Raw genomic sequence first — 20452 nt, forward strand, 5'->3', positions numbered from 1 at the left:
CCCTTTACTGAAGCGTCCGGTCGCCGGCCCCGCCGGAGGCGAACTGCATCAGCGTGCTGAGCGTTTCCGCGCGGGCGGGAATCGTGGCCGATTCCAGCAGAGCCTGGCGTTCGGCTTCGGTGAAGGGGCAGACGGCGCTGAGCGTGTTGACCAGGCTTTCGTCGTCCGCGGACTTCACCGCATCCCAGTCGGCAGAGAGACCCTGGGCCTCCAGATAGGCCTTCAGCGTGGATTCGAGGTGCGCGCGGGCTGCGGGCGCAAGCGGGTCAGCCGGGCTCCAGTCCGCCTCGAACGGGGCGTAATCGACGGCCGCCTGCCGATAGGGAGTGGTGACGGACAGTTCTTCCCTCAGGCGGAAGCGGGCGAGGCCGCTGAGGGCGATGAGAAAACGGCCGTCGCCGGTTTCGCTATACTGGGTGATCCGGCCAAGCGTGCCGATTGCATAAAGTTCTGGCTTTTCGGCGTCGTCGCGCGGCTGGATCATCGCGATCATGTGATCGTCCATCATCGCGTCGCGCACCATGGCGAGGTAGCGCGGCTCGAAGATGTTGAGCGGCATCACCGACCGCGGCAGCAGGATCGCGCCGCCCAGCGGGAACAGCCGGACCCGTTCGGGCAGTTCGGCGATGCTCGCGGGGGGGCGCAGGCTCATCAGGCGAAGAGAATCTGGCTGAGTTTGCGGCGGATGCCGACAGACCAGGGGTCCCCGAAGCCGACAGCCTCGATCAGTTTCAGAAGCTGGGCGCGCGCGGCGCTCTCATTCCATTCGCGGTCTGCCGCGATGGCGGCCAGAAGCTGATCGGCGGCGTCATCCCGCCTGCCCATCGCAAACAGGGCCGAGGCGAGATCGAGACGGGCCTGATGGTCAGACGGATCCGCCGCGATCCGGGCTTCGAACGCGACGAGTTCGCTGCCGGATGCAGCGGACTTCGCCAGTTCCAGCGCGGCGCGGGCCTGGGCGACAGCCTGGTCCTTGCTGTCTGCCGGGATGGTGGCGAGAACGGCGGCGGCGGCTTCAACCTCTCCGAGCGCGAGGAGGGCGCGGGCATGGCCGGCGCGGATATCGACACGATCGGGGGCTTCCTGCGCCAGGGCGGCAAAGGCCTGGGCAGCCTGCTCGGCCTCCCCGCCGGCCAGAAGGGCGTTTGCAGCCTCGACGAGGGCGTCAAGCGAAACCTCTTCTTCCGTCGGCGGAAGGGCGGTGAGCAGCTTTTCGATCCAGGCCTTGATTTCACGTTCGCTCTTCGCGCCCACGAATCCGTCGACCGGCTGGCCACCCACGAAGGCATAGACGGTCGGGACGGACTGGATGCGGAACTGATCCGCGATGAGGCGCTGGCGATCGATATCGACCGTGACCTGCTTGACGCGGCCATGCCCGGCTTCGGCGACGGCCTTTTCGATCACCGGGGCGAGTTGCTTGCAGGGACCGCACCAGTCCGCCGTGAAGCGGACGAGCACGACGGCGGCAAGTGAGGCTTCCAGCACGTCGCGGCGGAAGGCTTCGATTGCGGTGCGGTCGTCGGCGGACAGTCCGCCCATTGGGGAAAGGCTGGCCAAGGCAATGCTCCGGCTTGTCGTTGTCGTTCATTCATATGGGTGCGGAAAAAGGATTATGGAAGGGGCTTGCGCATATGCCGATGCTCGGCTAGAGCGCGCCCTCACCCCGGCGGGGCGGCTGATTGAAGCCCTGCCAGATGCCATGGACGCGGGCGTAGCTCAGGGGTAGAGCGCAACCTTGCCAAGGTTGAAGTCGAGGGTTCGAATCCCTTCGCCCGCTCCAGTTTCTCAACAATCGAGGACTGGATCCCCCGACTTCTGGTCGTGTGCGGCTTTCGTGAACCGTCGTGGCGTGAACACCCTTCTCGCAGGGATGAGGGCTTTTCCCTTTGAATATCTGCCGGCCAGACCGGCACGCCGGCCTTGCGGCTGCGGGCGCTGTGCGCGTCACTGCGGCCGGCATGTGGCGCATTTGCCTCGACGCAAAAGCGAAATGCGAATGACATTCATTTGAAATCATTCTGTCCGCCAGCTGTCATCATTGCTCTGCACGGGGCGCGCATCACTGTTCCTCGCCCCCGAAAGGTTGCGCCCGTGCCTATGCGTCTATTGTCTGCTCTGTTGTTTTCTTCTGCCCTTGCGGCCCCCGCCATCGCGACCACGGTGACGGGCATGGTTGCCGATTCCTCCGGCGTTCGCGTTCTGCAGGGCGCCGAGGTGCGCATCCCCGCACTGGGTCGCGTGACGAACGCCGATACGGCCGGTCGCTATCGCTTCACCGGCCTGCCCGCCGGCACCTATGAAGTGGTTGCAACCTTCGCCGGCGCCGGGCAGCAGGTGCAGACGCTGACGGTTGGCGCCGAAGGCACGATGCAGCTGAACTTCGCGCTGGCGCCGGCCGGAACCGAGATCGAGACGATCCTGGTGCTGGGGCAGCAGGCCAACCTGCTGTCCGCGATCAGCCGCCAGCGCGCGGCCGATACGGTGGTGACGGTGCTGACGCGTGACGCCATCGGCCAGTTCCCCGACCAGAATGTGGCGGAATCGCTGCGGCGCGCGCCGGGCATCAACGTGCTGAACGACCAGGGCGAAGGCCGCTTCGTGGCCGTTCGCGGGCTGGATCCGAACCTGAACTCCACCTCCATCAACGGCGCGCGGGTTCCGGCGACGGGCGGCGACGAGCGGGCCGTCGCGCTGGACGTGATCCCGTCGGAACTGGTGGAATCCATCGAGATCCGCAAATCCCTGACGCCGGACATGGACGGCGACACCATCGGCGGCTCCATCGAGATCACCACCACCTCGGCGTTCGACCGCGAGAAGGGGTTTGTCAGTGCCAGCGTGGAGGGCGGCTACAACCAGCTTTCGGAAAAATGGTCGCCCAAGATCGGCGTGAACTTCGCCCAGCGGCTGACCGAGGATTTCGGCGTTTCGGGCGGCTTTTCCTGGAACCGGCGGAAGTTCTCGACCGATAATATCGAAGTAGCCGACTGGACGACGGGTGAAGACAGCGGTCTGGATTATGCCGAGACCATCGAATATCGCGACTATGACGTGGAGCGGGTGCGCTGGGGCGGCAATCTGAGCCTGGACTGGCGCCCGGCCGACACCACCACCCTCTACCTGCGCGGGCTCTATTCCAAGTTCGACGACACCGAACTGCGCACCCGGCTGGTGTTCAAGCCCGGCATCGAGCCCGCGAGCGGCAGCGCCGACGGCTTCAGCTTCGATTCGGCCGATGGCCGGATCGAGGTGCGCCGTGACATCAAGGACCGGCGCGAGTGGCAGACGACCACCTCCATCGTGGGCGGCGGACGAACCGAGGTGGGCCCCTGGACGCTGGACTATTCCGCCAGCTGGTCGCGCGCGGAGCAGAAGGAGGACGGCTCCATCGATCCGATGCGCTTCCGCTATCGCGCGTCTGGCGCAGGCAAGCTGGGCGTCGACTTCGACTTTTCCGACTGGCAGCGCCCGGGCTTCACCATCACCCAGGGCGAGGCGGCTTTCCTGAACCCGGCGAACTACAGCTTCACCCTGCTGGAGCAGACGAGCCGGGAAGACGCCGTCGACAAGGAATGGGCCTTCAAGACCGACATCGCCCGCAGCTTCGCGCTGGCGAACGGCGACTTCGAGCTGAAGTGGGGCGGCAAGGCCCGGCTGCGGCACAAGCGGCAGGCCTTCCAGTATGACATCTATGACGGCTTCGACGGCAGCTTCACGCTGGCCGATGTGGCCGGGCAGCCGAGCTATGGCCTTGCCGACATCGCGCCCGTGCCGGACCTGCAGGCCGTGCGGGCGTGGCTGAAGGTGAATTCGGCCGGGCTGGAACTGAACCAGCTGGACACTGACCTTGCCTCCAACGCGGAGACCTATGACGCGAAGGAAGATGTGCTTGCGACCTATCTGCAGGGGCGCTTCCAGAACGAAAGGATCCGGCTGGTGGGCGGCCTGCGGCTGGAACACACCAGCGTCCACATGACCGGCAACCGGCTGGACCTGGTGGCCGAAGGCGCCAGCTGGAACGGCGCGGTGCTGGACGAGGACACGCTGTTCATCTCGCAGATGCAGGTCCGCAACAGCTATACGGACTGGCTGCCCAGCCTGAACCTGAGGGCTGACCTGTCGCCGGAGATCGTGGCACGGGCCGGGGTGTATCGCTCCCTCTCCCGCCCGTCGTTCGGCAAGATGGCGCCGCGCTTCACCATCGAGGAGAATGACGAGGGCGAGCGCGAGGGCACCTTCGGCAACCCGGATCTGAAGCCCTACCGGGCCTGGAACGCGGATGCGGCGATCGAATATTATTTCGCGCCCAAGGCGGTGGTGCAGGCCGGGGTGTTCTGGAAATCCATCAACGATTTCATCGTGGACGCCCGGTTCGAGGACGGGGTGTTCCAGGGCGTGCCCTATACCGAGGCCATCATCCCCATCAATGGCGACCGGGCGCGGGTGCTGGGCCTGGAGGCCAGCTATTCCCAGGCCTTCACCATGCTGCCGGCCCCGTTCGACGGGCTGCTGATGAACCTGAACTACACCTTCACCGACGCGAAGGGCGACCTGGCGGACGGCCGCCGCATTCCGCTGCCCAAGGCATCCAGGCACAGCTTCAACGCGGTGCTGGGCTATGACAAGGGCATCCTCTCGTTCCGGATCGCCGGCACCTATCGCGACACCTATCTGGACGAACTGGGCACCGACGCGGAATCCGACCGCTATGTGCGGCCGCACTTCCAGCTGGATCTTTCGACCAAGCTGCGCGTGACCGACAATTTCCAGATCTTCGGGGAACTGGTGAACATCAACAACGCGAAATACACCGCCTATCAGAACGGCCCGACGACGCGGCGGCTGCTGCAGTATGAGGAATATGAGATGACCGCCAAGTTCGGCGTGAAGGCGAGCTTCTGATGCGGGCGCTGCTTCTGCTGGGGGTTTCGCTGCTGGCGGCCTGTGGCCAGGCGGGGCCCCTGGCCGGCCCGCAGGCCGAAGGGGCGGACACCGTGACCGTGCCCGCCGCCGCCGAGACCTTCGTGGCCGACAACCCGGCCGTCGATGCAGACGATCCGGTGCTGTGGCGCGATCCTGCCGATCCGGCGCGCGCGCTGTGGATCGGAACCGACAAGTCGAAGGGCCTCTATGTCCACGACATGGCCGGCAAGGTGCTGCAGTTCTTCGCCGAAGGGCCGATGAACAATGTGGACCTGCGCAGCATCAGCGTGGGCGGCAAGCCCATGGTGCTGGTGACGGCGGCCGACCGGGGCCAGTATGGCGTCCGCGCCTGGCTGCTGGATCCGGCGACGCTGAGGCTTTCGAGCTGGGGCCACATGCCGACGGACGCCGCCTTCGGGGAGCCCTATGGATTCTGCATGGGGCAGTTCGCGGGCCGCACCTTCGCCATCGCCAACAACAAGGCGGGCACCGTGCAGGCCCATGCCGTGCGCGAAGGCGCCGGCGGCAAGCCGGAAATGACCCTGATGCACCAGTGGAAGCTGGGCAGCCAGACAGAGGGCTGCGTGGTGAACGACGCCACCGGCGACCTCTATGTGGGCGAGGAGGATGTCGGCATCTGGCGCATGAGCCTGGCCGACCCCAAGGCCGCACCGGTGAAGATCGCCTCCGTCGACGGCAAGCGGCTGGTCGCCGATGTGGAGGGGCTGACCCTGATGCGGGATGGCGGCCGCACATTCCTGATCGCCTCGTCCCAGGGGGACAGCGCCTATGCCGTGTGGGAACTGGCCGGCGGCGGCTATCAATGGATCGGCCGCTTCCGGATCGGCGGCGGGGCGATCGACCCCGTGACCCAGACCGACGGGCTGGACGCCTGGAGCGGGCCGATCGGCGCCTATCCCGAAGGCGCGATTGCGGTGCATGATCATTGCGACGGCGAAGGCGCGGCTGACCCCGCCGCCGCCGTGTGCGACAGCGACGGCAAGCAGCAGAATTACAAGCTGGTTGACTGGCGGGCGGTGAAGGCCGCGCTGGGCCTGACGTGACGCGGTGAGGCCGCATGCCCGGCGTCGCCCATCCCCGGCGGGGAGGGGCGGGCCGGGCGGCTGGTTACGAGCCGGAGCCGGGGTTTTCGGAGAATTCCGATTCGAGCTTGCCGGGCTTGCCCTTCCAGTCGTCCGCGTCGGCGGGGGTGTTCCCCTTCACGGTGATGTTCGGCCATTCGGCGCTGAACTTCGCGTTCAGTTCCACCCACTTGTCGAGGCCTGGCTCCGTATCGGGCACGATGGCTTCGGCCGGGCATTCGGGTTCACACACGCCGCAGTCGATGCACTCGTTCGGGTTGATGACGAGCATGTTCTCGCCCTCGTAGAAACAGTCGACGGGGCAGACCTCCACGCAATCCATGTACTTGCAGCGGATGCATTGCTCGGTCACGACATAGGCCATCGGTCTGTCCCCAATGATTTCTTGTTGGCTTGGTTCCGCGCTAGCTTGGCAGCGGCGGGCGCGTCAATGGGCGTTGCATCCTGCACCGCACACAGAATGGCTCAGGCCGGCGCCAGATCGCCGAAACCGGGGTGCCGCGCGAGATGGGCGGAAGGGGCCGGAAGGAGGGGCGTATAGAGGGCGCGCGCCTCTGTGGAAGGGCCGCGATGGTCGGCCATCAGCTCCACGCGCACGGCGATCACATGTTCGCCTCTTGGAAAGGAGAGGATGCTGCCGGGGCGGACCGTGGCGCAGCTTCGATCGATGACCCGGCCATCAAGCCGGAGGCGTCGGCTTTCGCAGAGTTTCTGGGCTTCACTGCGGGAGGCGGACAGCCTCGAGAACCACAGCCATTTGTCGATGCGCATGCCCCGTTCATACACCAAGCGGCAGTTTCCTTTCCTTCAAGAGCGAGTCTCTCCCCCGCTGGCGAGCAGGGCGCCGAGATTGGCGAAGGCGCTGGCCGCGTTCGCGGGCGCAGCGGCGTTCCTGGTGCGGGCCTTGCGGTCCGGCGCGAAGGCGAAGCCGCCCTTGCCGCTGCGGAAGCCGAGCGCGACCATCAGCGCTTCGAACTCCCGCGGGCGCAGGCCGAGCGTGGACACGAGATCGGGATCCGGCCTGAACCCGGCGCCGCCGGCGCGGTCAGCGAGACGCTGGGCATGCAGTTTCTGCGCGGTGCGATCCGCCATGTCGACGCGCACGGCAAAATCCTTCAGCGCCCAGAAACCGGCGACGGCATAGAAGCCCGGGGGGGCTGCCGGATCGGTGCGCAGCGCGGTGAGCCCCGGGCGCGGCGGCGGCGGCATATGACCCACCCCGTTCGCGACGCCCCACAGCGCCAGCCGCCAGCGCGTCGCTTCGGGGCGCAGGGCCTGCGCGGCATAGACATGGGTGACCCCCAGCCGGACGCCCGCACGGGCAAGTGCTGCCCGATCCTCCCGCGTGAGGCTGGCGATTAGGGATGCGACAGCGGCACGCGGCAGCGAGCCCATGGTTTCGGTGAGCTGCACCACCAGCCCGCGCGCCGGCTGGGACAGGCCGCCCTTCAGAGCTTCCAGCCGGGTCAGGGCCTGGAGGTGGCGGCCCTTTGCGGTGTCTGCCCAGGCTGAAAGCCGCGCCAGTACGCGGGCGCGGACATCGGCGGGCAGGCTGTCCAGGCTGCGGTCCAGCTCGATTCGGGGGTTCAGCGCATCCTTGCCCTTGCGCAGCGCCGCCACGCGGGCGCCGCGCCAGGTGAGGCGGGGCGGCATGCCGCCTTCGAAATCCAGCGCGAACTCGCCGTCAGGTGCGGCGGCAAGCGCCTTTGCCCTGGCGAGAAGTTCCGAGGTGAGGCGGCGTTCGGCAGCGGCCAGCAGCAGCTTCTTCTCACCGGCGCGGGCGGTGGGATCGGGCAGGAAGGCGAAGCCGTTCAGCGTGCCGATGATCGCGCCATCGACGACAACCGCACCGTCGGGATCGACTTCCACCCTAAGATCCGGATCGCGGAGCTTCAGATCCTTCAGCAGCACCGCCGTGCGGCGGTCCACGAAGCGCTGGGTCAGCCGCTGGTGCAGCGCATCCGACAGCTTGTCCTCCACCTGGCGCGCCTTTTCGGCCCAGCCGGTCTTGTCCTCCACCCAGTCCGCCCGGTGGGCCACATAGGTCCAGGTGCGGGCGGCGGCGATCCTGTCGGACAGGGTGGCGATGTCGCCCGCGACATTGTCCAGAACGGCGAGTTCGGAGCGGATCCATTCCGCCGGCAGGTGCCCATGGCCTTCGGTTAGGTGGCGAACCATGCGGCCGACAAGCCGGGCGTGCGCCTGCGCGCCCGTCCGACGGTAATCCGGCAGGCCACAGGCGGCCCAGATGCGTTGCAGGGCGGGGCGGCCCTGCGCGCGCTCCATCAGCCAGGGTTCGCCCGACAGGATCTTCAGCACCTGAAGATCGATGGCGTCGTCCCCGCGCCAGAGTTCGGGCGAACTTGGCGCGGCCTCCAGGCTGGCGATCAGGCGGTGGAGGGACGCGAAATCGAGCCGGGCGTTGCGCCAGACGAGACCCTGGAGCGCCGGGAAATCATGAGTCTCGATCGCCTCGATCTCGGCTTCGGTGAAGGCGGGGCTGCCGCCCTCGTCCGCGCGTCCCAGCTGCACAGAGCCGAAGCTGCCGTCGCGCTGGTGGCGGCCGGCCCGGCCCGCGATCTGCGCCATTTCGGCGGCGCGCAGACGGCGGTGGCGGCGGCCGTCGAACTTGGAAAGCGACGCGAAGGCGACATGGGCGATATCCATGTTGAGGCCCATGCCGATGGCGTCTGTCGCCACCAGATAATCCACTTCGCCCGATTGGTAGAGCGCCACCTGCGCGTTGCGGGTGCGGGGACTGAGCCCGCCCATCACCACCGCAGCCCCGCCCTTGTGGCGACGAAGCATTTCCGCCAGCGCATAGACATCCTCTGCCGTGAAGGCGACGATGGCCGACCGGGCGGGCAGGCGGGACAGCTTCCTGGGCTCGGTCCATTCCAGCTTCGAAAAGCGCGGGCGGTTGATGATCTGCGCATCCGGCAGCAGGCGGCGGAGAACAGGGCGCAGCGTTTCCGCGCCCAGGATCATGGTTTCGGCGGTGCCGCGCAGATGCAGCATGGCATTGGTGAAGACATGGCCGCGTTCCGGATCGGCGCCCATCTGCCCTTCATCGATGGCGACGAAGGGGAAGCTGCGATCCGTGACCATGGATTCGGCGGTGCACAGGAAATAGCGTGCGCCCGGCGGCACGATCCGTTCCTCGCCCGTGACGAGCGCGACCTGGGCGGCCCCCTTCAGCGCGACGACGCGATCATAGACTTCGCGGGCGAGCAGACGCAGCGGGAAGCCCATCATGCCCCCCGCGTGGGCGCACATGCGTTCGACGGCGAGGTGGGTTTTCCCCGTGTTGGTGGGGCCGAGGACGGCGGTGAGTTCAGCCCCCAGGCGCGTCATGCCGGCTTCCCCCGGCCAGCGGCGCGGGGCGTTCCGGAAAGGGAACGGAGGGGTTCCAGCAGGCTATCCGATCCGGGCGATCCGGCTGCCTCTGCGGGCGAACCGGCCAGACGGGCAACGCGAGTGCGAATGATCGCCTCTCCCACCAAGTCCTACCCAGATATAGTGGCATGTTGCGTTGCGGCACGCAAGGGGTGGTCCGTTTCGGGCTTTTCGTCGGGACGATGCGCGTTGCCGAACGGCCACAGGATGCGGGTTCGGTTCATCCGCCCCATCGGGCGTTTCGTCGCAGCGGAACGGCCGCTTTCCGCGCCAAAGGTTGACCGCGAAGGGCCTGTGATTCAGGGTTCGCATCCAACAACTTATCGAAACCGGCCGGAACGAGCCGGGCAGTGTTGGGGCCTTCCCCTCGCTGAAATGGACTGGGTTCGGGGCCTGAAGCCCCAGATAGAGGGGTCGTATCCGGGTTCATGGTGGCGCACATCCTGACCACAGATTCCGATGATCGGCTGACCGGAGCGGGCCTTGGCCACCATCGCTGACGCCGCGCTGGCCCGTCGGGCGCCTGCCGGCCCCAGATTCGATTTGCGTCGCTTGCCGCGCCTGGATGCGGCGCAGCTTCTGAGGCGCTCCGCGCTGCAGATGGCGGATGCGGACATCGTCGTCGATCTGGGGGATTCGATCGGATCGGGGCACTGGTGGCGCGGCTTTGCAACGCTTGGGGCGCTGACGGCGGCGGCGCTGGCGCTGGGCACCAATCTGCCGGTGTTGCCGGGCGCGGTGCCGCCCGCCCAGCCGGAGGCCCTGCGCGCCGAAAGCCGGGCGGCGGGCATCGGGCCGCTGGCGCTGGGCAGCCCATCTGCACGGCGCGCGCCGCCGACTCCGCTGGCGCGGCGCCTGGCCGAGGCACCGGAACGGCCGCGGGTGGAACTGTCCGCCAATGTCGGATCGGGCGGGCTGGAAGGGGCGCTGCGCCGGGCCGGCGTGGGCCGGGAGGATCTGAACCAGCTGTTCAGCCAGCTTTCGGGTGTCGCCAATGCGCGCGGGGTCAAGCCCGGCACCAGCCTGAACATCGTGCTGGGCCGCCGAGAGACGAAGGCCGTTCCGCGCCCGCTGGAGTTCCTGTCGTTCCGTGCCAGCTTCGAGACGAAGGTGGAAGCGCGGCGCGGCGCGGATGGCCAGCTGGTGGTGAAGCCGATCGCCATCAAGATCGACAACACGCCGCTCAGGGTGACGGGCGTGGTCGGCGCATCGCTTGAGCGTTCGGCGCGGGCGGCGGGACTGCCGCCTTCGGTGGTGCAGGAATATATCCGCCAGCTGGGCTATGCGCTGGATGTCCACCGGGACGTGGGCAGGCGCGACCGTTTCGAAATCATCGTGGCGCACCGCCGGGCGGAGACGGGCGAGACGGAAATGGGCAAGCTGCTCTACGCCGGGCTGCTGAACGGGCGATCCAATGTCTCTCTGATGCGCTGGGGGGACAAGGGCGAGTTCTTCTGGCAGACGGGCGAGGCTGTCCGGAAAGGACTGATGAAGACGCCGGTGGCCGGCGCGCGGCTCACATCGGGCTTCGGCATGCGCTTCCACCCGGTTCTGGGCTACAGCCGGATGCACAAGGGCGTGGATTTTGGTGCGGCGCGGGGAACGCCCATCCTCGCGTCGTCCGGCGGCAAGGTTGTGTTCGCGGGCTGGGGTGGCGGATACGGCAATGTCGTGGTGATCGATCATGGCAAGGGTATCCGCACGCGTTATGCCCACATGCACCGGATCGGCGTGAAGAATGGTCAGCAGGTGGGGCAGGGGCAATCCATCGGGCAGGTCGGGTCCACCGGCCTGTCGACCGGGCCGCACCTGCATTACGAAGTCTGGCAGAACGGGGCGGCAGTCGATCCGCGATCGGTGAAATTCTTCGGCGGCGCACAGCAACTGGGCGGACGGGATCTGGCCCGATTCAAGAGCGAGATGGCCCGGCTGAAGGCCATCCCGGCTTCGGACTGAGCCGGAGGGCGATTGGCTGAACTGAGCCGGAGGGCGATTGGTGTGGTGGGGCCGACTCTACCGCGCGTTCCGGACCAGCGGGATTCCCATTGCCAGCAGCGCAAGACCCAGCACGCCGGCGTGGCGGCCGGCCTCTGAACTGCCCAGCAGGAAACGGGCGTAATCCACCGAGGACCAGAGCATCGCAAGGCAGACGCCCAGGAACAACAGGGGCGTGAGCGGATAAAGCGGCACCCGGAAGCCGGACGTATCGGGATGGGTGTGACGCAGGCGGAACAGCGCGGCAGCGGTAAGGGCGAGGAACAGCCAGAAGACGGGCGCGCCGAAGGCGACCATGGCGGTGAACCCGTCGCGCGCGGTGGCGCCATAGGCCGTCAGGGCCAGCGTGACGAGGCCTTGCAGCAGCAGGGCAGGGCGGGGAACGGATCGCGCCTGATCCCAGCCGGCCAGCGGCGCCAGCAACGGCACCTGCCGCCCGGCGGCGCACATGGCGCGCGCGCCCGTGATCACCGTGGCGTTGATGGTGGAGAGCGAGGCAACGATGACGGCCCCGGCAATCGCCGCTGCCGCCAGCGGCCCGAAGGCGGCCGCCAGCAGCAGGGTTGCCGGCGCCGGAGTTGCGGCAAGCGTTTCGCGCCCGAGCGTGAAGAGGAAGGCCGCGTTGATCGCGAGGTAGAGGAGCGTGACGGCGCCGATCCCCAGCAGCAGCGCGCGGACGAGGCCGCGGCCGCCGGCCCGGATTTCGGCGGAGAGATAGGCCGCTTCGTTCCAGCCGCCATAGGCCAGCAGGATGAAGACGAGGGCTAGGCCAGGCCCCGCCGTGGAGGGCTGGCTGCCCGGCGGCAGCTGCGGGACGGGCGCACCACCAACGCCGAGCCACAGGGCGGCGGCGAGAATGGCGACGAATGCGGCGAGTTCGATGGCGACGAACAGCATCTGCCCGCGACGCCCCGCCTCTAGGCTGATCAGGTTGGCGAGGGTGACGGCGGCGACTGCCGCGGCGGCCCAGATGGCCGGGTGAGGACCATCGGGCCACAGGCCCGCGGCATAATCCCCGATGACGAAGCCGACAGTGGCGATCGCGCCTGTCTGCATCACGGCGATGCGGGCCCAGACGAACAACGCGCCCAGCCGAGGCCCCCAGGCGAGACGTAGGAAATGATATTCGCCCCCGATGGAAGGGAATCGAGTGGCGAGTTCCGCATAGGTGAGCGCGCCCGCAAGGGCCGCGAGACCACCCAGCGCCCACAGGGCGAGCGCCTGCCATTCGCTGGAGGTTGCCGCCGCGACATCGGCGGGAACGCGGAAGATGCCGGCGCCGATCATGATCCCGACGATCATGAAGGCGACGTCGGCGCTGGTCAGGCGCCGGTGGGGCTGCTGCTCTGTCAAGCTCAGCCGGCGGTCCTGATGCGGGTGGCGACCCAGCCCGATCCGACGATCTGGCTGCCGCGCAGTTCACCGACCAGTTCCTGCCCGTCGGTGCGCACGAGATGGACAGTGGAGCCCTTCACATGGCCTTCCTTCAGCGGGCCGCCACGCGCAACCGACAGCTTCTGGAATTGCTGGCCGATTTCGGCCGCGAAGCGGTCATTGCCCACCTCGAACGCCCAGCGGCCCGCCACCTGCGCGGGGACGATCCAGAAATAGCCGGTCGCATCGTCCGTGCTGATCGTGCGTTCGGGTTCCCATTCGCCCATGGTGAAGGCGTGGGAAACGATACGGGTGCCGGGCTTCATCTTCAGCAGTGTGTCGCGCAGTTTCAGGTTCAGGCTGGGCAGCAGATACATGGTGACGACGGTGGCGTCGGTGAAATCGGTTTCGAAGATGTCGCCATGGATGAAGCTGGCCTTGCCGGCGACGCCCGCGCGCTGGGCGTTGCGCCGCGCGAGCGCGACCATGTCGGGGTTGTATTCCACGCCCAGCGACCGGGCGCCGAAATCCCGGGCGGCGGCAATCGCGATCTTGCCGTCGCCGGACCCGAGATCGACGACATAGTCGGTCGGTTTCACTTCCGCGACGGTCAGCATCGCCTTCACCAGGCTGTCCGGCGTGGGCACCCAGATCACGTCCTTGCCGGCCTGGCCGATTTCCGGCTGGTATTTCTCGTCCCCCTCTTTCGGCTGGCCGGACTGCATCAACGAAAGGCGCAATGGCGCGGATTCGCTGATCGGATCGGGAAGCGGCGGCGGGGCAAGCGGATCATGCACATCGGGCGTGGTGCCCAGCATCTTCACCTGCGCGGCGGCGGGGGCTGCCAGCACGACGAGAGACAGGACCAGCAACGCCTTCATTTCACGCACCTCCTTGCCAATGAGGGGTGTTGTGGCACAGCTTCCGGCGGGCGGCGAGGGCCGTTGCGATGAATCGTTCAGGCTTCCCAGCGGGCAAAGATCGCGGTGGGCAGCAGACTGCCGCGGGTTTCTTCCCGCAGGGCCATTTCGCCGGGCTGGACACGGCCGGGCAGATGCGTCGTCAGTGGGGCGAGCAGGCCTTCGAGCGCCAGCGCCGAGAGGCGGACAGCATAGGTGGTGAGGATGAGGAAGCGGCTGTTCCCGTCGAGCAGCCTCACGCAATCCGCGAGCAGGCCGGGGAGGCCCGTGGTGAGATCCCACACCTCGCCATCGGGGCCGCGCCCGAACTTCGGCGGATCCAGCAGGATCGCGTCATAGCGGCGACCGCGGCGGACTTCACGGGCGACGAACTTGCGGGCGTCCTCGGTGATCCAGCGGATGGGTCTGTCCGCCAGGCCAGAGAGCGCCGCATTGGCGCGCGCCTGTTCGATGGCCTTCTTCGACGCATCGACATGGACGACCTGGCAGCCCGCCTTCGCCGCGACAAGGCTGGCGACGCCGGTATAGCCGAACAGGTTCAGCACTTGCGCGCCCGCCGGCAGGGCCGCAAGACGCGCCCAGTGGGGCGCCATGTCGGGGAAGAAGCCGAGGTGGCGAAAGGGGGTGCATTGCGCGTGCAGCATCACGCCCGCCTGATCGATGGGCCATGCCGGCGGCACGTTCGCACCCAGATGCCAGCGCCCGCCGCCGTCCTCATCGGATCCGCCGACGAATTCGCCGTCCGCCTGCCAGTCCGCCAGTGCGGGGGCCCACATCGCCTGCGGTTCTGGCCGGACGAAGCGATAGGGGCCGCAGCGTTCCAGCTTCCGGCCATGGCCGGAATCGATCAGGGCGAAATCGGGCGTCGGTTCCGCGACAAGGATTTCGAGCGAAGTCATCCGGCGGCCAGCTTGTCGGCCTTCGGCCCCACGGCGGCGAGCGCCACCGGGCTCGCCAGCATGTCGGCGCCGGCCGCGCGGACATCCTCCAGCGAGACGGCATCCAGCTGCGCGATGAGTTCGGCAGCCGACAGCACCCGGCCCCAGGTGAGGAGGCTGCCGCCCAACCAGTCCGCCATGCCGCCGGGGCCTTCCAGCCCCATCAGCAGCCCGGCCTTGTGCTGGGCGCGGGCGCGTTCCAGTTCCGCCGGCGAGAGATCCCGTGCGGTTGCCTGGGCGATTTCCAGGGCCAGGTCGCGGGCCTGCGCCGCATCTGCCGGCCTGGAAGCGGTGTAGAGGCTGAGAAGGCCCGTATCGGCGTGGACCCCGTGCGAGGCGCTGACGCTGTAGGCAAGCCCCCGCTCTTCCCGCAGTTCCTGGAACAGGCGGGAGGACATGCCGCCGCCCAGCGCCATGGCGAACAGCCGCGCGGCGTGGGCGCGCGGATCGGTCGGCGCGTAGCCCCGGAAGCCCAGCGCCAGGTGCAGCTGCTCGTTGCGCTGGTTGTCTGTCCGGGCGCCGCCGGTCCAGCGCGCGGGCTCGATCGGGCCCGGTCTGCCGGCGGGAAGGCCGCCGAGGTAGCGACCGGCGAGATCGACCAGCTGCGCATGATCCACCTTGCCGGCCGCGGCCAGCACCATGCCGTCTGCGCGGTAATGCGCCTTCTGCCAGCCGCGCAGCGCGGCGGTGTCCAGCTCTGCGAGGCTTTCGGCGGTGCCGAGGATCGGGCGACCGAGACTTTGCTCCGCGAAGGCCGTGGCCTGCAGATGATCGAAGACGAGATCGTCCGGTGTGTCCAGCGCCTCACCGATTTCGGACAGCACCACCTCGCGCTCCAGCGCGAGGTCGGCTTCGGCAAACAGCGGGTTCGTCACGAGATCCGAGACCAGCTCCACGGCGAGCGGAACGTCCGCCGCCAGCACGCGGGCGTGGAAGCAGGTCGTGTCCCGCGAGGTCCAGGCGTTGAGCGCGCCGCCGACATCCTCGATCTGTTCGGCGATGGCGCGCGCGGAGCGGGTTGCGGTGCCCTTGAACACCATATGCTCGAACAGGTGGGCGAGGCCGTTTTCCCGATGAGTCTCGTTGCGGGCGCCCACATCGGCATTCAGGGCGACCGCCGCCGTTTCCAGCCCCGGCATGTGAAGCGTGACGACGGTGAGGCCGTTGCCCAGGATTGTGGTTTCAGCGTTCATGTGCGGCTGCGGATATGGGCCTTCAATGCCGTTTCGTCAGCCGGCAGATGTTCATATCGCTCCTCCCGGTCGAACAGGTGGGCGACGCGTCGCGGCAGGCCGGGGCGAATGCCGGTGGCGCGTTCCACTGCATCCGGGAACTTCGCCGGGTGGGCGGTTGCCAGCGTGACGATCGGGCCATCGCAATCTTCCGCGCGCGCGCGCGCGGCGGCCAGGCCGACGCCCGTGTGCGGATCGATCAGCTGGCCGCATTCGCTGTTGGCCCAGGCCAGCGCCTGCATCATGCCCGCTTCGTTCACGCGGGAGGCAAGGAACAGCTTCGAGGCCTCGGCGCGCTGCGCGTCGCTGAGCTTCAGCGAACCCGTCTGTTCGAACCCCTGCATGGCGGCGGCCAGTGCAGCGCCGTCGCGGCCGTGCAGATCGAACAGCAGCCGCTCGAAATTGGAGCTGACCTGGATGTCCATCGAGGGCGTGGCGGTGGGCGTGACCTTGCCGACGGAATAGTCGCCGGCCGACAGCGCCCGGGCGAGGATGTCGTTGACGTTGGTGGCGACCAGCAGCCGGTTCACCGGCAGGCCCATCTTCTGCGCGCAATAGCCGGCGAACACATCGCCGAAATTACCGGTGGGAACCGACCAGCTGGCGGCCCGGTGCGGCGCGCCGAGGCGGACGCCGGCATGGACATAATAGACGATCTGCGCGAGCAGCCGCGCCCAGTTGATGCTGTTCACCGCCGAAAGCTGGAATTCGGCACGGAAGGCCGCATCGTTGAACAGCGTCTTTACCAGCCGCTGGCAATCGTCGAAGCTGCCATCGACGGCGATATTGTGGACGTTGGGGGCGTTCACCGTCGTCATCTGGCGGCGCTGCACGTCGGAGACGCGGCCCGCCGGGTGCAGCATGAAGATGGTGATGCCGGGGCGGCCCGCAACCGCCTCGATCGCAGCGGAACCGGTGTCGCCGCTGGTGGCGCCCACGATCGTCAGCCGATCGTTGGCGCCCAGGAAATGCCCGAACAGCCCGCCCAGCAATTGCAGCGCCACATCCTTGAAGGCGAGCGTGGGGCCGTGGAACAATTCCAGCAGCCAGTGCCGATGATCCAGCTGCACCAGCGGGGTGACGGCGGCGTGGCCGAAATCGCCATAGGCATCCGCGATGAGGCCCTTCAGCTCCGCGTCCGTCAGCGAGCCCTGAACATAGGGACGCATCACCGCGAAGGCGGTTTCCGCATAGCTTGCCGTGGCGAGCGATTCGAGAAGCTCTGCCGGAAGCTGCGGCCAGTGCGCGGGCAGATAGAGACCGCCGTCGCTGGCGAGGCCGGCAAGCGTCGCGCCGCGAAAGTCAAGGACGGGGGCAGAGCCGCGGGTGCTGAGATACTGCATGACCGACGGCGGTTAGGCTTGAGGCGGCCTTTGTGCAAGCCAGCGGCGCATCCACAGCCCATAGATGACCAGCAGGATGCCGGCGAAGCCGAACCACTGGATGGCATAGAAGCGGTGGTTGTTGGGGATGGTTTCCGGCCCCGGCGGCGCGGAGGGTTCCAGCGGCGGCAGGGCGGATTCCAGCACCAATGCGAGCCCTGACCCGCCATCCGGGCCAGAGGGGACAATGACCCCGCTGACGGTTCCCGTGGGCGGTTTCGCGGTTCTGGCCGCATCCGGGCGCGGCCCCCAGCCGACATTGACCAGCAGGGGCGCCCCGCCCGACGTGCAGGGAAGGAAGACGGAATAGCCGGATTCGCCGGCCAGGTTGCGCCCGGCCTTTTCCATGGCTGGCCCCTGGCAGCTGACATCCAGCCGGGCCTGGCGGAACAGCAGATCCTGCGGGGCGCCATCCGGCTGGAGCCGGGTAACGGGCGGAAGATCGCGGTTGCGCGCCATCCGGGCGAGCAGATCTTCCTTCCAGTGCATGCGGCTGATCTGCCACAGGCCGAGGCCGACGAGGACCGGCAGGGCCAGCGCCACCATCACGGTCGGAAGAACGGGAAAGCCCCGGCGGTTTCCCGCCGGGGCTTCGTTGTTCAGCCGGGGGACGGGATCAGTGCCCTGCGCCAACGGCGGCCCCGAAGTTCGAGCCCCAGATGTAGATGGTGAGGAACAGGAACAGCCAGACGACATCGACGAAGTGCCAGTACCAGGCGGCGGCTTCGAAGCCGAAATGATGCTTCGGCGTGAAATCACCGAGGTAGGCGCGCCACAGGCAGACGGCGAGGAAGATGGTGCCCACGATCACGTGGAAGCCGTGGAACCCCGTCGCCATGTAGAAGGTGGCGCCATAGATGTTGCCCGAGAAGCCGAAGGTGGCGTGGCTATATTCATAGGCCTGCAGCATGGAGAAGAGCACGCCGAGCCCGATGGTGACCCACAGGCCCTGCTTGAACCCCTTGCGATCGCCATGGATCAGCGCGTGGTGGGCCCAGGTGATGGTGGTGCCCGACAGCAGCAGGATCAGCGTGTTCAGCAGCGGATAGACGAAGGGGTCGAGCGGCTCGATCCCCTTGGGCGGCCACACGCCGCCGATCGCTTCCGCCGAGGACGGGTAGAGGGCGGCGGCGAAGAAGGCCCAGAACCAGGCGACGAAGAACATCACTTCCGACGCGATGAACAGGATCATCCCGTAGCGGTGGTGAAGCTGCACGATGGGGGTGTGATCCCCGGCATTCGCTTCGTCGCGCACGTCGGAGAACCAGAAGAAGAAGGTGGCGAGCACGCCCAGAAGGCCGAGTGCCGCAACCCAGACGCCCCAGGCCTGGTCGTGCCACCAGAACACCGAGCCGCCCAGCATGACCATCGCGGAGATGGCGCCCATCATCGGCCAGGGGCTGGGGGGCAGGATATGGAAATCGTGGTTCTTCGCGGAAGCCATGTCTCTCACCTGAACTTTCGTTTTGTCGGCCCTAACCCGCCGGGGCGGGGGAGGGCAAGATTGCTAGCGCGCCTTTGCGGCGATTTCCGATGATCCCGTGGCATAGATGCCGGGCGCCTTGGTCGGCTGCTCCACGGGGTAGAAGCTGTACGACAGGGTAATCTCGTCGATGTCCTTCGCGTCGGGATCGTCCAGGATGGCCGGATCGACATAGAAGACGACGGGCATGTCCACCGTCTGTCCGGGGCCAAGCGTCTGTTCGTTGAAGCAGAAGCACTGGATCTTGGCGAAATATTGCCCTGCGGCCGCGGGCGTCACGTTGAAGGTGGCGCTGCCCGTGGTCGGGCCTGAAGCGGACGAACTCGCCCGGTAGAAGGCCATGTTCTGTTCGCCGATCTTCACGTCCACCGGCCCTTGAGCGGGGGCGAACCGCCATGGCAGGCCGCCCCGCACATTCCCATCGAACCGGACCTTGATGGTGCGGCCCTGCAGGGTTTTCAGCTGATCCGCGCCAGGCAGCGACGAGGCATCGACCCGCATCGTGGTGCCGCCGAAGCCGGTTACCTGGCAGAAGACACGGTAGAGCGGCACCGACGCATAGGCGAGCCCTACCATGCCCAGGGCGATGCCGCCCGCGATCATCGCGGTGCGCAGGTGCCGGCGTTCCGGCTGCTGGGTGGCACCGTTCATTGCACCATCCGCGACACAGTGATGCCATAGAACAGGAAGGCGAAAGCCCCCAGCACCAGACCGATCACCAGGTTGCGCCTGCGGCGGCGGGCAAGGAACGCCTTTTCCTCTTCGGGGGTCCAGCTCATGCAAGGCTCCGGTCAACGACAAGGGCCGCGAAAATGGCGGCGAGATACAGCAGCGAATAGCGGAACAGCGCCTTTTCGGCGGCCATGTCCTTCGGGTCTTCGGTGCGGCTGGCGGCAACGCGCACGGCGAGGGCCACGAAGACCAGGCTGAGCAGCAGGGCCGAAACGCCATAGACGGCGCCCAGCAGGCCAAGCGGCCAGGGCGCGACCGCCACGGCGGCCAGCACCAGGCTGTAGAGGAGGATCTGGCGGCGGGTTTCGCGGATGCCGTGAGTGACAGGCAGCATCGGGATGCCGGCGTTTGCGTAATCAATGCGCACGAACAGCGCGAGCGCCCAGAAGTGCGGCGGCGTCCAGGCGAAGATGATGGCGAACAGCAGCAGCGGCAGCGCGGTGACGTCGCCGGTGACGGCGGCCCAGCCGATGATCGGCGGGAAGGCGCCGGCCGCGCCACCGATCACGATGTTCTGCGGCGTGCGGGGCTTCAGCCAGATGGTGTAGACGACGGCGTAGAAGAAGATGGAGAAAGCGAGCCACCCGGCCGCGACCCAGTTGGTGGCGAAGCCCAGCGTGACGATGGACGCGACAGACAGGATGACCGCGAAGGTCAGCGCATCATCGGCATGCAGCCGGCCCGCCGGAAGCGGCCGCCCCTGCGTGCGCTTCATGACCGCATCGATGTCGGATTCCCACCACTGGTTGAAGGCAGCCGCCGCGCCCGCGCCGACTGCGATGCACAGGATCGCCACGAAGGCGAGGAAGGGCGGGAGGCTTCCCGGCGCCGCGAACAGGCCGCAGGCGCCGGTGAAGACGACGAGTGTCATCACCCGGGGCTTCAGCAGCGACCAGTAGTCGCGCCAGTCCGAGTGAGAAAGGGCGCCTGTCGGCGCCCTTTCGGTATCGAGATCGGGCGTGAGTGCCATG

Annotated in this window: 18 protein-coding genes and 1 tRNA gene; 4 read left to right on the plus strand and 15 right to left on the minus strand. The window is 67.6% G+C overall.

Going from position 1 to position 20452, the window contains the following annotated elements; genetic code table 11:
- Window positions 1-4 precede the first annotated feature (4 nt).
- Entirely contained in the window at window positions 5-652 is a 648-nt protein-coding gene (locus tag ACW9TV_RS07065) for an LON peptidase substrate-binding domain-containing protein (protein ID WP_494302802.1), read from the minus strand.
- Window positions 652-1542: a tetratricopeptide repeat protein gene (locus tag ACW9TV_RS07070; RefSeq protein WP_494302803.1), complete on the minus strand. Its 891-nt coding sequence runs from the start codon at window positions 1540-1542 to the stop codon at window positions 652-654. The genes ACW9TV_RS07065 and ACW9TV_RS07070 overlap by 1 nt, the downstream gene beginning before the upstream one ends.
- A gap of 166 nt (window positions 1543-1708) precedes the next feature.
- Between ACW9TV_RS07070 and ACW9TV_RS07075 the strand changes: the two genes are divergently transcribed.
- The 3 genes from ACW9TV_RS07075 to ACW9TV_RS07085 all read left to right on the plus strand — a co-directional run bounded on the left by ACW9TV_RS07075 (window position 1709) and on the right by ACW9TV_RS07085 (window position 5990).
- Window positions 1709-1783: transfer RNA gene (locus ACW9TV_RS07075), tRNA-Gly, on the plus strand.
- A 389-nt stretch (window positions 1784-2172) separates the two neighbouring features.
- Window positions 2173-4905, plus strand: a complete 2733-nt coding sequence (locus ACW9TV_RS07080) for a TonB-dependent receptor (protein WP_494302804.1) — start codon at window positions 2173-2175, stop codon at window positions 4903-4905.
- Window positions 4905-5990, plus strand: a complete 1086-nt coding sequence (locus tag ACW9TV_RS07085) for a phytase (protein WP_494302805.1) — start codon at window positions 4905-4907, stop codon at window positions 5988-5990. Before ACW9TV_RS07080 ends, ACW9TV_RS07085 begins: the two co-directional genes overlap by 1 nt.
- A 64-nt stretch (window positions 5991-6054) precedes the next feature.
- Here the strand turns inward: ACW9TV_RS07085 and fdxA are convergent, their stop codons facing one another.
- From fdxA to ACW9TV_RS07100, 3 genes are all read right to left on the minus strand, one after another.
- Window positions 6055-6393 carry a ferredoxin FdxA gene (fdxA, locus tag ACW9TV_RS07090; protein ID WP_494302806.1) on the minus strand — a complete coding sequence of 113 codons (339 nt, stop codon included), beginning with the start codon at window positions 6391-6393 and terminating at the stop codon, window positions 6055-6057.
- Window positions 6394-6494: 101 nt separating this feature from the next.
- On the minus strand, window positions 6495-6815 hold the full coding sequence (locus ACW9TV_RS07095) for a S4 domain-containing protein (RefSeq protein WP_494305054.1): 321 nt from the start codon (window positions 6813-6815) through the stop codon (window positions 6495-6497).
- A 21-nt stretch (window positions 6816-6836) separates the two neighbouring features.
- Complete coding sequence (locus tag ACW9TV_RS07100; RefSeq protein ID WP_494302807.1) at window positions 6837-9383, minus strand: helicase-related protein; 2547 nt, start codon at window positions 9381-9383, stop codon at window positions 6837-6839.
- 585 nt (window positions 9384-9968) lie between these two features.
- Here ACW9TV_RS07100 and ACW9TV_RS07105 point away from each other — a divergent pair.
- Entirely contained in the window at window positions 9969-11381 is a 1413-nt protein-coding gene (locus ACW9TV_RS07105; RefSeq protein ID WP_494302808.1) for a peptidoglycan DD-metalloendopeptidase family protein, read from the plus strand.
- Between the two features lie 57 nt (window positions 11382-11438).
- Here the strand turns inward: ACW9TV_RS07105 and ACW9TV_RS07110 are convergent, their stop codons facing one another.
- The 10 genes from ACW9TV_RS07110 to ACW9TV_RS07155 form a co-directional block, all read right to left on the minus strand.
- The gene (locus tag ACW9TV_RS07110) at window positions 11439-12773 is read right to left on the minus strand and encodes an APC family permease (protein ID WP_494302809.1); all 1335 of its coding nucleotides are present in this window, start codon (window positions 12771-12773) and stop codon (window positions 11439-11441) included.
- A 2-nt stretch (window positions 12774-12775) separates the two neighbouring features.
- Window positions 12776-13675: a class I SAM-dependent methyltransferase gene (locus tag ACW9TV_RS07115; protein WP_494302810.1), complete on the minus strand. Its 900-nt coding sequence runs from the start codon at window positions 13673-13675 to the stop codon at window positions 12776-12778.
- Window positions 13676-13752: 77 nt separating this feature from the next.
- Window positions 13753-14613, minus strand: coding sequence for a class I SAM-dependent methyltransferase (locus tag ACW9TV_RS07120; protein ID WP_494302811.1), 861 nt, complete (start codon window positions 14611-14613; stop codon window positions 13753-13755).
- Window positions 14610-15845, minus strand: a complete 1236-nt coding sequence (locus ACW9TV_RS07125; protein ID WP_494302812.1) for a M16 family metallopeptidase — start codon at window positions 15843-15845, stop codon at window positions 14610-14612. Before ACW9TV_RS07125 ends, ACW9TV_RS07120 begins: the two co-directional genes overlap by 4 nt.
- On the minus strand, window positions 15842-17227 hold the full coding sequence (thrC, locus tag ACW9TV_RS07130) for a threonine synthase (protein ID WP_494302813.1): 1386 nt from the start codon (window positions 17225-17227) through the stop codon (window positions 15842-15844). The genes ACW9TV_RS07125 and thrC overlap by 4 nt, the downstream gene beginning before the upstream one ends.
- Before the next feature lie 12 nt (window positions 17228-17239).
- Window positions 17240-17899 carry an SURF1 family protein gene (locus tag ACW9TV_RS07135; protein WP_494302814.1) on the minus strand — a complete coding sequence of 220 codons (660 nt, stop codon included), beginning with the start codon at window positions 17897-17899 and terminating at the stop codon, window positions 17240-17242.
- Complete coding sequence (locus ACW9TV_RS07140; RefSeq protein WP_494302815.1) at window positions 17883-18710, minus strand: cytochrome c oxidase subunit 3; 828 nt, start codon at window positions 18708-18710, stop codon at window positions 17883-17885. Before ACW9TV_RS07140 ends, ACW9TV_RS07135 begins: the two co-directional genes overlap by 17 nt.
- A 63-nt stretch (window positions 18711-18773) precedes the next feature.
- Complete coding sequence (locus ACW9TV_RS07145; protein WP_494302816.1) at window positions 18774-19400, minus strand: cytochrome c oxidase assembly protein; 627 nt, start codon at window positions 19398-19400, stop codon at window positions 18774-18776.
- On the minus strand, window positions 19397-19528 hold the full coding sequence (locus ACW9TV_RS07150; protein ID WP_494302817.1) for a cytochrome c oxidase system small membrane protein: 132 nt from the start codon (window positions 19526-19528) through the stop codon (window positions 19397-19399). The genes ACW9TV_RS07145 and ACW9TV_RS07150 overlap by 4 nt, the downstream gene beginning before the upstream one ends.
- On the minus strand, window positions 19525-20451 hold the full coding sequence (locus ACW9TV_RS07155) for a heme o synthase (RefSeq protein ID WP_494302818.1): 927 nt from the start codon (window positions 20449-20451) through the stop codon (window positions 19525-19527). The genes ACW9TV_RS07150 and ACW9TV_RS07155 overlap by 4 nt, the downstream gene beginning before the upstream one ends.
- Window position 20452: the final 1 nt, after the last annotated feature.

The sequence above is a fragment of the Sandaracinobacter sp. T42 genome (genome assembly GCF_059115405.1).